Genomic DNA, 12,488 nt, shown 5'->3' on the forward strand with positions numbered 1-12,488 from the left:
ACCTTCTAGAACCAACAAAGCCACCTCTGCCGCAAAGAGTGATTCAAAACCACCTGTTAACTCTGCAAATGAGGATATCTATGTTGAGGAAAATCTAGCTACAGCAACGATTACGGTTACTGCTATCGAAATTCCAGAGTTGACAGAGGAAGAACAGCGCGATCGCTTGCACCTAGAGCGCCGTGTGGAAAGAGCGTTTTTCGAGGCGGGCAAGGCGTTGACGGAATTGAGGGATAGACGGCTTTATCGCTCCACGCATAAAACCTTTGAAGAATATTGCCGCGATCGCTTTGCTCATAGTCGGCAACAATCCAATTATTTGATTGCCGCAGCTGGTGTTTACGAAAATTTGACAACCATTGGTTGTCAAAATGTGGAAAATCAAAATTTGACAACCAATGGGACACAAATTCTGCCCACGAGTGAACGCCAGGTTAGACCGATAACAAAGCTGGAACCTCAACAGCAATGGGAAGTATGGCAGACGGCAGTGGAAGAAGCCGGAGGTAAAGTACCATCTGCTAGAGTTGTAGGCGATGTAGTACAACGGATCATGGAACGTACTAAAGCGCCAAATCCTTATCGTGTTGGGGAAGTCTGCCTCCTTATTGCCAAAGACAATCCTGATTTACGGGGCAAAGGTGGGTGCTGGTGCATCGTTAACATGTGGGCGAGGTCAGTTGTACAGTCGCAATGTGGGATGGGGAGTACACCGTCAGAATCGGTGCGGCTCGTTTTTGGTAAGAGCCTCTAGAAAATAGAGGGGTATGACCAGAATGTATTTTGAAAGTAGCTTTCAAAATATATAACTGTTCCTTTGATGTGGGTGACACCAAGTACCCTAGAACGGTAAAGTCCCACCCTTGAAGAGGTCAAGTGACTCCCTACCTGACCACAGCGACCATACTCGGAATTATGGAGACTGAAGCTGGTAACAGGACGTAATCAGTTGTAAAACAAGCAGGTAACAACACTGGCGTTAATGGGGAGATGATATGGATAAAACAAGTCCTTAAAAAGTGTCTTAGACGCGAAGCTACAACCTGAACACAAAATGTAAACTTCATCTTCTAAATCCCCGCAGCATATCGATTTAATAGCTGCAATACCTCAAGGGGAGAAGATAGGCAAATTGGACTGTCCTAAGTCATCAAATCAATCGAAAGAACGGAACGAGTAAAAACGATGCATTGGTCTGGGGAAAGGTCGAAAACCCTGGTAGGTATAACGAGATACGGAAATCCTTTGTATCGGGTAGGACAGAGTGTAACTGCTCTGAGGTATTCAGAAAACGCTTTCTTGGAGTAGAGCATGATTAGACACAGTGTAAAAACTAGTGAATCTTGGAAATCATTACCCTGGAAGAAATTTCGGGCGAACCTTTTCCGCTTACAAAGAAGAGTGTTTAAAGCTGTTCGAGTAGGAGACAAGCGCAAAGCTAAGTCACTACAAAAGCTTATTCTGAAATCCTTTGCAGCTAGGTTTATGGCAATTCGTCAAGTAACACAGCTAAACGCTGGTAAAAAGACTGCGGGTGTCGATGGAAAAACCGCCTTAACCCATGAGGAGAGATTCAACCTCGAACTGTTACTAAGAAAGCAAAACTGGTATCACAATAAATTAAGAGAGATACCAATACCAAAGAAAGACGGTTCCATCAGATACCTTAAAGTTCCCACTATTGCGGATAGGTGCTGGCAATGCCTCGCTAAATACGCTCTAGAACCAGCACACGAAGCAATTTTCCACGAACATAGCTATGGATTTAGAACGGGTAGAAGTACTCATGATGCCCAAAAACAGGTATTCACAAATCTAAGAAGTACCTCTAACGGCAGCACAAAAAGAATCCTTGAGCTTGACATAGAAAAATGTTTCGATAGGATAAACCATTCCACCATAATGGGGAACTTGATAGCTCCTAGAGCATTAAAAACTGGCATATTCCGAGCCTTAAAAGCAGGAATAAACCCACAATTCCCAGAACAAGGAACCCCGCAAGGGGGAGTGGTAAGTCCACTCCTAGCAAATATTGCCCTTAATGGTATCGAAAATATGCATCAATACCACAAGGACAATATGAGGATATCATCAAGAACACCAAAAGCTAACATAACAAACGCTTGTGTTAGATATGCTGACGATATGGTATTCTTCCTGCGTCCTCAAGACGATGCCTCAGAGTTACTTCACAAAATCAACCAATTCCTAGCAGAACGAGGGATGAAGGTAAGCGAGAAAAAGACCAAAGTAACCGCTTCGACAGATGGATTCAATTTTCTAGGCTGGCACTTTTACGTACAGCAAAACGGAAAGTTCAGATGTATTCCCTCAGAGGAAAACTTCAAAAGTTTTCGTAAGAAAGTTAAATACATCGTCAATAACTCGAATTATGGCGCTAAGGTGAAAGCTTCGAAGCTTGCACCAATTGTTAGAGGTTGGAGACAATACCATAAGTTCTGTAAATTGGACGGTTCACGGTTCTCACTGTGGCACATACAACACAGAACATTTAAGGTATTCAACAAAGAGACAAAACAGGATAAACTCTCTAGTAAGAAACTACTAGATAAAGCATTCCCTAGCGTCCCCTACTCTGAAAACGCCTTTATCAAAGTTCAAGGGAATAAATCGCCCTTTGACGGAGACTTAGTTTACTGGTCAAAAAGGAACAGTGAATTATACGACGGCGCAACCTCAAGACAATTAATAAAGCAAAACCATTCATGTGGGCATTGCGGGTTAAAGTTGACCTCTGAAGAGAGAGTACAACTACACCACATAGACGGCAATCATGAAAACTGGAAACCAAATAATCTAGTTGCAGTGCATGAAACCTGTCATGATTACATCCACATAGGCAAAAAGGAAAGGAAGTAGATTAGATACGGCTTGCGTGAAATCCCGTAACTAAGTGAAAGCTAGAAGGAATCTACAGAATTAACCTTAAGAATATCGGAAGCTGGATGCGTAGAAATACGCACGTCCAGATTTAAAAGAGAGGTGCGGAGCATAATAGCTCCCATCGACTCTACCACCATCTAAAGCCGCTCAATTACCTGGAGCCAGAATGCCAGCAGATGCAAGTAATTTGCGATCGCATCAGTAAGCTACGGGAAAACGAGAACTTGGAAGATGCCCCAAGTGCTGTGCTGAAGCATCTAGGGGAACTGAAGCGACCGTATTTGACTGCGGTGGAGGAGAAGTTGTTGGGTTTGATTGAGCGAGAATATAGGATTGTAGATGAGGGATGATTCTTGGAAAACTAAGAAACGAGACAAAGGCAATGCAGAGTATAAAGTTATGTTCTCATGTTGGGGCTGATGGCATTTTGCGCCTTGAGATTTCCGTTGGCATAACAGACAAAGAAATGGAAGTCGTAGGGATTTATCAACAGATAGAACCATCAGCACCTTCAAAAACACCCCAAGGATTGGGATGGTCATCAGGTTTTTTTGAACAGACTTATACCAGTTGTCAAGATGCTCCAATTGTTATTGACTATGAAGGTGATTTTGAGACAAGGGAAGAAGTAGCTGATGGTATTTATTAAATACCAATGTTTGTGCTCGTTATTTTTACGGTAGGTCACTCTTGATTCGGGAAGGCTTACAGTCAACAAATGTTAAAGTACTGATGATCAAAATAATATGTTTACTTAAGAATTTTTAAAATTCATCTCAGTATTTTTAAAATATAGTTTAAATCCAATAAAACAAATATAAAAATAATTTATATTTGTGTATTTTACATTTACTATTCTAAACAAAAATAGGGAAAATAATGGAAATTATTCTTACTATATTTATTATTATCATTTTCTTTTATGGTTTTAATTGGATTAGTGATATAGCTGATAAGCTAAAGAAATATAATAACCTTAAACCAAGGCTTGATAATATTGAGGCGCGAGAAATTGAGTTTAGGCAAGAACAGTTAATAACGCTCAAAAGTATTGAAGCCAGGGAAGTCAAATTTAGACAAGAACAGTTAGAAAAAATTAGAGAAATTGAGGCTAGAGAAGCTAAAATTAGGCAAAAAAAGTTAGAAGGAATTAGAGAAATTGAAAGTAGAGAAGCCAAATTTAGGCAAGAAGAGTTAGAATACTTAAAAAAGCTTGACGAAGAAAAGCAAGTTATAAACAATCTAGCTCAAGAAAAATCCGTTGGGTTCCCGTGGTTAGCACAAGCTTATGCAGATTATTTCAGTTTAAAGGAGTTACAAATAGCAGATTACTTAGAATCAAAACCTCGTCCAGCTAGGAAGACAGCAGAAAATATCCGTGAACTTACTGCAAAATTTAGAAATGCCGAGAAACTTTGGCGAGTTCTTGATTATCAAATTAAATATTATGAAAATTTATTTCCCTGGTTAGTTGATTATAAAGAGGAAAATATTGATGAATTAATTAAGCAATTAAGTAATAAAAAAGTAGAATTAGAAGCTAGTAGTGATGAGCAGGAAGATCCTGCTAGACAGTGGTTAACGAAAGCAGAGTATGAGAGTTTACCAACAATTGAAAAATACCAACTAGCTCTTGAGCGCTATTGGAGTAAGAAAAAAGCGAAATGGGAAATTGGTAGAGATTATGAACGTTATATTGGCTACTTGTATGAAATTAATAATTGCCAAGTTTACTATCAAGGGATTATAGATGGGCTATCAGATTTAGGGAGAGATTTAGTAATATCTAGCCCAAATGGGAAAGTTGAGATTATTCAATGTAAATACTGGTCTCAAGAAAAAATGATACATGAAAAGCACATTTTTCAACTTTATGGGACATTAGTTGCTTATCAGATTGATAATCCTAAAATTATAGCTTCTGCAACTTTATTTACATCTACTATATTATCAGAAACTGCTAAAAAATTTGCTAAGGCTTTAAACGTTAAGTATTTTGAAAAGCAGTCTCTACAGAGATATCCCTGTATAAAGTGCAATATCTCTTCGAGAGGGAAAATATATCACCTTCCCTTTGATCAACAGTATGATAAAGTCATTATTAACAAAGAAAAAAAAGAATGCTATGTATGGACTGTTAAAGAAGCAGAGTCATTAAATTTTCGACGTGCTTTTAAATGGAGAGGAAGAGATAAAGAATAAGTTAGTGGTGTAGGTTTATTAGAAGCTATTAAACCCTATATTCGAGAGCATGAAAACCATCGCTGTGATCGCTCCTCTCAGATCCTTTCAAACGCAATATCCCGTCGGTTGATGCCCATTTAGCATTCTTAGAAGAATTGCTGTTTAATGCAGAAGCAATTGAAAGCCGAGAAAGGTTTGAGGAGGTCTATGAGAAGAACCTCAGTCTCAAGCTGTTCATCCGTCAACTGGTTGGGCTAGACAGAACTGCTCTTTAGAAAACCTAGCATCAGTAACCATTGATGTATCTGCTGTTGAAATTCCCGAATTAACCGAGCAGGAGAGCGGATAGTTGGCATTTATCTAGGAGCGATCGCTTGTCTGCTTTAAAAAATTAATTACTCCACGGATATCTAGTAAATAATTGCTAATCATCTCTAAAGAGTAAACTTCAGGTAATGCTCGTTGAAACTTACTTAGACGATATTCTGGTAATTGCAAAAGAATGAAGCGCTGGGTAGCTGAATTTTCCCAAAAGATCGGAGTACTCATCTGAGCGATCGCTAAACTTAAAGTTGCATAACCAACACTATCGCCTTCAATTTTTAACTTGAAGTTGTCAGAGGTAATCTTCCAATCGTGGTGAAATTGCAGACCGTATTTGAGGGTGTGATTAATTTGTCCACCTGCGAAAGTCCACCACAGCGCCCGATCTGTTTCTAATTGGATGCTCGATTGAACTTCTGCTATTAATGGTCTGAGGTCAAAACGGTATTCATCTAACACAGCTTGTGTCTTAGCATCAATGTATGGAATAATACTTTCTGATTGCAATATTTCCGCAATTTGCTGACAAAGTTCAAAGCCTAGTAGCTGTGGGGCAAAGCCACCCCAGCTTGGTTTTTTACCACGGGGGGCTGGAACAACTCCAACTGTGCGTTCCTGATGGCTAACGTGCATAACTGTCCAAGCCCGACCGCCAAGAAGAAATGAACTCATCTGTGCAACTAATTTATCGACAAAAGCTTGCTCTAGAGAGCCTACAGTGTAACCTGCTGGTGTTTGAACTTTATAGAGTACTGGGCTACTAAAAACAGCGTAGAGTTCCATAAAGTTTTTACGCCCAAATACTCGTTCTGCTTTTTCTCCCATCGACAGTAGCCCACCAGCTAGAAATAGGAAATCCTCCCGAATCATGTGTTTGATTAATATTTCAAATTCTGAGTGGGTTATGCCTGAAAAATCAGGAACTACTGAGAGTTGCCCCCAGCAGAGTTCTGGGCTAATGCCACCAAATTGGAGAGTAAGTGCTAGTAATTGATGTACAAGTACAGGCCATGCGCGTGTCTGAGTAGGTATAGATTCGACCCAGCCTTTCTTCGCTAGTTCAATGATGGCGATCGCTTGCAAAACTGTCTCTACATTTTCACAGAAAAATGTAGTATTAGCTTGTTGCCCTGTTCTCCGTCCAGTGCGGCCCAAGCGCTGGAGGAAAGATGAGACAGTAGAAGGGGCATTAGCTTGCAATACTAAATCGAGATCGCCAACATCAATGCCCAACTCTAGAGTGGAGGTGCAAATGATGCTGGCATTTGTCCCTCGATGAAAACGTTCTTCTGCGGCTGTTCGTTCTTCTAGAGAGACAGAACTATGGTGAACAAAGACATCTGTACCTCGGTTACGCATTCGTTCGGCAATTTCTTCAGCCAAAGAGCGACTTTGGCAAAAAAACAGGCTTTTCTTACTCTGCGTTATCTGGGTGGCATCTTGAGCGATCGCGCCTAGTGTATCACGCAGATAAACGCGCAAATCCTTTTTCGAGGGAACTTTGGGCGGATCGACAACGCAACCTGGACGTTTTGATGTACCTTGGAGCCAATGCAAAATATCTACCGGATTACCAACGGTGGCACTAAGTCCAACGCGCTGCACATCATTATTGGTACAACGAATTAGCCGTTCCACAACAGACATAAGATGGGCACCTCGGTCTGTACCTGCTAGGGCATGAACTTCATCAATTACTAAAGCACGCATATCGCCAAAGATTTTTGTGTGCGGAACTTTGGCAGATAGCAGCATCACCTCTAATGACTCAGGAGTGGTCATCAATAGTGCTGTCGGCTCTTTAATAAAGGCACGCTTTTCCTGATCTTTAATATCCCCATGCCAAAGAAAGCGCCTTAGACCAACCATTTCGGTGTAATGCCCCAAACGTTCAGCTTGATTATTCAACAAAGCTTTAATTGGTGCAATGTATATGAGTCCAACTCCTTCAGGCTCGCGTTCCATTAGCGTTGCTAATAATGGAAATATAGAAGCTTCCGTTTTGCCACCAGCTGTAGGGGCTAGAACAATTGCATTATTACCGTCGAGCAATGTATGTCCTGCCAGTTCTTGGACAGGACGCAGAGAAGACCACCCTAAGTTGGAGACAATAGCAGCTTGCAAATGGGGAGGAAAGCGAGCAAAGGCTGAAGTCATGGCTAGAACTCCACGGCTGCATAACCTTGAATGTCCGCAGGTTCTTCGTCAAAATAAGTACGACCTTCACGGATGAGCAATTCTACTTCGTTTAAATCTGTGGGTTCAAAACCTTCTGCGCTCATCGGGTCAAATTCATCGTTTTCTGATGCTAAATCAAGGATGTTGACAAACTGGCGTAGAAATTGTCGAGGAACCACTCCCACATCTCCCTTAAAACCAGCAGTAACTTTGGTAACTACGGTCGGTTCGCTGATTTAATGATGAATGCTGACAAAAGCAACGAAGTTTTTACGTGGGGATGAAAGGGGAAAGTAAATTGGACGGCTTTCGTACATCCCCAAGTGAACTTCTTTAAAGAAGGATAACCGCAACCATTTGCGAAGTTGGGTTCCTTTGGCAATAATTGAGCCGTACTCGTGCCAAGTTTCTTGAATGGGTTTACAGCTTGGGTGTTCTAGGCTGTCTTTTTCAGAGTAAGCGGAGAGATAAAGGATACCGTGGGGGAGTGCAGTTGCGGGGGCTTGGTTGAGGATACCTTCGCCATTTGTGCTAAATCGCCCTAATGCTACGCCGATAGCGTAGGATACAAAATTGGTTGCGGGTGGTTCTTCGTAAACAGGTTCATATTTTGGTAGAGGTGTGCCAGGTTCACTGTCTACTGCTGTTTGCGCCCATTCTTGGGCATAGTTCCAAGCGGACGTACCTGGTTTTTTGAATTCTACAGATGTTTCGCGGGCGGCTTCGTGTTCGGTGAAAGCTACGTCGAGTTGGGTAAAAATTTCGTCTGCTGATTCGATGTGAAAGAGGGGTAGACGGTTAACGTCACCAACTTGAAAGTGAATTGAGGGATTAAGAGATTGAAGAATATACCTTCCTAAATTAGAGTTCATGACTGCCACTGTCTCAGCATTAGATGGCGGAAATACCGATGCACCCATTGAATCGAAGATACTGCTGTAGCGATGACACCTAGCAGAAAACTGATTACCATTTAGTGCATATATCCTAAACAGTTGCTCATCCCACCAATAAACGAGAGGTTTTTCTTCGATAACTTCAAAGCGATCGCTCGAAAATTCAAACCGTCCTATTTGTAATAAAACTGCTGCGCGTTTCCGCTTTGTTCGTTGTCGGTCGTAGGAATTATCCTCTAACGGAGTAGGCTGCATTGCCACACTCATTCCCCCGTTAAACGATACTTTTTGAAATACACTCATAACCACAGCAAGGACTTCATTTGGTACTTCATCAAATGCACCTCTATCTACATCTCCCAGCGTCCGCAAATCAAAATTCTCCAGTAAATATTCTCGAATCTGCGTAAACTGCTGAATAAACATCCAATTCCGCATCGTCAACAACGCAGACAAACCCCCAACTTTTGCTAATTGCAAACCCCGTTCCAAAAACGCTGCATACAAATCCGCCTTTCCTTTTGAATAATTCTTCGTAATATACGCAGCATCCGCCATCTTACTCGTCCGCTGATACGGCGGATTCCCAATCACCAAATCATAACTATTCTCACGCACTATGCGGATAAATCTGATACCTGCTGCCAACTGCTCACCCCGTAACCGCAAACCCAAATCATCGCCACTGGTACACCGAGAGAGAAATTGCTCAAGTTTATCGAGTAAAGAAGCTTTCGTCTGCTGAAAGTTGAAATCTGGTTTTTGCTCACCAAAGCCTGCAAAAATATCCCCTTGAACTGCCTGCTGAAACTGACTTTCATACTCACTAATAGCTGCATCCACTGCCGTATCTACCTTCAACAGGGTTCCTAAATAATCTGCTCCCTGTAAAGCATATACAATCTGATTTGTCAACTTTTCAGGAATTCCCGTGGCTTGTGTTACCTCTCGCCGCAACTCCACTAACGCCGGATCATCTGCTGGTAAAGAAGCCAACTGGAGATTAGATGCAACCAAATTCAGATGTTTAGGACTTGCTTGAGGAGAAAGCAGCCGCGCTTTCAGTATCAACGCCGCCGCCGCAATTTGTATTGCTCTGGGGTCAATATCAACACCATATAAATTGTTCTCTAAAATCGATTCAACAATTTGGCGATCGCTCCAATTTTCTCCCCGATGCCTTGCTTCTTCCTGATAAAGTGTAAATAATAATCCAAAGGCAATTACCAGAAAATGTCCCGAACCAGTGGCAGGGTCAAGAATTTTTAGCGATCGTACACTCTCTGGTGCATGAGTGACTGCATCTGCGGTTAATGGTTGGGGAACCCAATATTTCCAATTTTCTTCAATTCCCGGTTCAATTGGCATTAACGCTTCTATTGCCACCTCTCCTTGTTCGCGCTTTTCTCGCCACTCTTTACGCCTTGCTTCCAAACGAGCTAAAGTTCCATCAGCCTCAACCTCAGCCGTCCAACCGTGCTTTTTGCACATTGCCAGCCACATCTGCCCTAAACTGTTATGGAGTAACCACTCCACCATGTAACGTTCTGTAAACATTTGGGTTTTACTGGCAATTTCATGGGGTTCTACCTTCCCACCCCCATTTAATTTGGCATCTAGGGCTTCTCGTTCTGGGTCGTTCCAGTATTGATAAACCCACCCCAAAGTTGTATCATCGAGCCAAACATCCTTTAATTCAGCTGCATCCAAAGCCTCAATTGCTGCTCTCAAGGTACTGGCTGGAATTGGGAATAGTGCTGTCACTCCGACATTGCCAAACAAACCAGGCAATTCCTGAGCCAGTTCATCGTAGAGTAATTGCAATAGCGTTCCGTATCCCTCAGTTTCATCCTTACACAAGTCCGGTGCAAAATCTCGAAACTCCCGATAACCCCGACTCTGCCAACCTCCGGTTAATACAGCAGGTTTAATTAATCCGTGTGCTTCCATCTGCTTAATTACTACCAGCCGATTGAGCAAGGTTGCAGCTGCGAGTTTAACAGCCGTTTTCAAATAGCGATCGCGTATCTCCAACTCTTGTTTCTTACTTTTACCCTGACTACGGGATTGCTCATCTAGCCATTGTTCCAAACGCTGTCGTTTCACCTGTTGCTCTTGTGCTAATCCCGCCTTATTTAAGGTTTTAATTGATAATCGATAGGTGCTTTCTATGGCGTTTTGCAAATCAGTGAGCAAACGTTCTCTTAAAGCACGAATTGTACTGGATAATTTGGATTTAGCTTCAGGAGTGAGATAAGACATTGGGGTTGCTGGCTGGATAATAATAAGAAGAATTTAAGATAAGCGAATGCGAGTATTAGGTTTGAGTTGAGCTAACAGCCGCTCTTTTAACTGCTTAACTAGCGCCTCAATTTCTGCTTCTGTGCTGACTTCACGACCACTAAGATTTAGCGGTAGCTGCACCACTTGCTCTTCAGTGACTTCGGACAAAACATTATCAAGGCTGGTGTTTGCTGCCTTCTCAGCTTTTTGCAGTTTAATTAACGCTGAGTCTTTGAGTTCTAGCAAGCTGGGGTAGAGTGCATCCTGCGTTGTGTCATAGGTCGCTTCTTGAACCGAACGCAACACGTATTCCCCTTGTTTCTCGTTCAGTTTTAGGAAACCCTGGCGTTGCTTGATCCGCCCTTGAATTTCTTTAGCTTGGTTTTCTTGAGTTTCAATCAAGTTCAACCGCACGGCTTTGTAGTGCTGTTCAATTGCTTGTAAGTGAGGTTCTAAACTGGTAATATCCCGCCAAGAGCGATCACTATTTAGCTGTTCTGATAAAGCTGCGATCGCTTTAGTAATTTCTGTCCAACGCTCAATCTGTTTGAGTTGAGCCACTTGGTTATCCCGAATATTAATTGCTTTAGTTACTGCATCCACTGCACTATCGGTCAAATCTGTCAAGGAAATACCAAGTTCTTGAATCCCATCTCGCAATGCATCAAGGTTTTTCTTAACTGCAATCACAGTGTCTTCAACTTGGCGAGAACGGGTACACTTTTCCAGGGACTCGCGTAACTTGACTAAAGCTGAGGGTAAATTTGGTCGGTTTGGTAGTCGATTGTACCGCCGTTCTAATTCTTGTAATCGTTTGACCTGACCGGGGAACTGTTGGAAAACTGCATCGGCGATCGCATCATTTTCCCGATCCAGGTCAACATCTAATAAGTCTTTAAAAAACTTACAAATGGCAATTTTGTCACGAGGGCTAATACTGGTTTCATTGGGAGGTAGCAAATCGGCACGTTTGATGTCCCGGTCTTTAGTGAACATATCCTTAGCGCCAGGGTCACGCACTGATGTAATTTCTGGGCCAGTTTCAGGTCGAATCCGCACCTTAGTAGCCCGAAGTAAACCCACCAAGCAAGCCTTAACCCATCGGTGAAAGGTTAAGATAAAGCGCTTTTTGTCAATCAGTTAAAATACTCAAAACATCCTTAATAAGAATGATAATCGTATGGAGGGAAGGGGGAGGAGGCGAGCGTCGCTCGCCTCCTCCCCCTGTTTTTGATTATCATTATCTTAAAAGTCTTTAATAGCTTAAACAGCAGATGAAAAAGTATTGTAACGACGTAAAAAGTCGGCAACATTGTTAGGTAAATTCAATTATCAAACGAGGTAATGGAAAGTTTGCTTTACTACTATGTCCAAGCGACCAAAAGTCAACTCTGACCATGCACAACGACATCACACTCCCACGATAGATAATGAAGCGATCGCTAATCATTTAGAAGCTTTATTAACCCCAGCAGTTTTTGCTCAACAAAAATATTACAAGCAATTAGGATTACGAGATAGAATTCTGAATTTATCCTTAATGGTGGCAGCAGTATTAACACTGTTGTGGCGACAAGTTCCTGGCATTCAAGAGTTGAATCGTCTGTTAGCACGAGAAGGTTTATTATGGTGTCCTGTTACTAAAGTTGCCCAACAATCTCTTTCTGAAAGATTTTTAGTATTCCCATCTGAATTATTTGAGCGAGTATTTAAAGATTT

At 41.9% G+C, this 12,488-nt stretch carries 9 protein-coding genes and 1 pseudogene; 6 read left to right on the forward strand and 4 right to left on the reverse strand.

What is annotated here, in order from left to right; all coding sequences use genetic code 11:
- The 5 genes from H6G97_RS35670 to H6G97_RS35690 form a co-directional block, all read left to right on the forward strand.
- Window positions 1-754, forward strand: a 754-nt coding sequence (locus H6G97_RS35670; protein ID WP_338421910.1) for a hypothetical protein, incomplete at its 5' end; no start/stop codon positions are given.
- Window positions 755-1,311: 557 nt separating this feature from the next.
- Window positions 1,312-2,880 carry a reverse transcriptase domain-containing protein gene (locus tag H6G97_RS35675; protein WP_190945251.1) on the forward strand — a complete coding sequence of 523 codons (1,569 nt, stop codon included), beginning with the start codon at window positions 1,312-1,314 and terminating at the stop codon, window positions 2,878-2,880.
- 200 nt (window positions 2,881-3,080) lie between these two features.
- Window positions 3,081-3,254, forward strand: coding sequence for a hypothetical protein (locus H6G97_RS35680; protein WP_190945253.1), 174 nt, complete (start codon window positions 3,081-3,083; stop codon window positions 3,252-3,254).
- Between the two features lie 32 nt (window positions 3,255-3,286).
- Window positions 3,287-3,553 carry a hypothetical protein gene (locus tag H6G97_RS35685; protein WP_190945255.1) on the forward strand — a complete coding sequence of 89 codons (267 nt, stop codon included), beginning with the start codon at window positions 3,287-3,289 and terminating at the stop codon, window positions 3,551-3,553.
- Between the two features lie 230 nt (window positions 3,554-3,783).
- On the forward strand, window positions 3,784-5,106 hold the full coding sequence (locus H6G97_RS35690) for a restriction endonuclease (protein ID WP_190945257.1): 1,323 nt from the start codon (window positions 3,784-3,786) through the stop codon (window positions 5,104-5,106).
- A gap of 342 nt (window positions 5,107-5,448) precedes the next feature.
- On the opposite strand, the gene H6G97_RS35695 is transcribed toward H6G97_RS35690, so the two are convergent.
- From H6G97_RS35695 to H6G97_RS35710, 4 genes are read right to left on the reverse strand one after another with little or no spacing between them, the layout of a single operon-like run.
- Window positions 5,449-7,569 (reverse strand): DEAD/DEAH box helicase, encoded by a 2,121-nt coding sequence (locus H6G97_RS35695; RefSeq protein ID WP_190945259.1) that lies wholly within the window; start codon window positions 7,567-7,569, stop codon window positions 5,449-5,451.
- Window positions 7,570-7,571: 2 nt separating this feature from the next.
- A complete protein-coding gene (locus H6G97_RS35700) occupies window positions 7,572-7,826 on the reverse strand; it encodes a BREX system ATP-binding domain-containing protein (protein WP_338421911.1) in 255 nt (84 codons plus the stop codon).
- On the reverse strand, window positions 7,827-10,748 hold the full coding sequence (gene pglX, locus H6G97_RS35705) for a BREX-6 system adenine-specific DNA-methyltransferase PglX (protein WP_242055726.1): 2,922 nt from the start codon (window positions 10,746-10,748) through the stop codon (window positions 7,827-7,829).
- A 33-nt stretch (window positions 10,749-10,781) separates the two neighbouring features.
- Window positions 10,782-11,852, reverse strand: a complete 1,071-nt coding sequence (locus H6G97_RS35710; protein ID WP_190945262.1) for a hypothetical protein — start codon at window positions 11,850-11,852, stop codon at window positions 10,782-10,784.
- A gap of 283 nt (window positions 11,853-12,135) precedes the next feature.
- Here H6G97_RS35710 and H6G97_RS35715 point away from each other — a divergent pair.
- Window positions 12,136-12,488: pseudogene (locus tag H6G97_RS35715) on the forward strand (hypothetical protein); the annotation flags it as partial.

This window comes from Nostoc flagelliforme FACHB-838, assembly GCF_014698065.1.
GTDB lineage: Bacteria > Cyanobacteriota > Cyanobacteriia > Cyanobacteriales > Nostocaceae > Nostoc > Nostoc flagelliforme_B.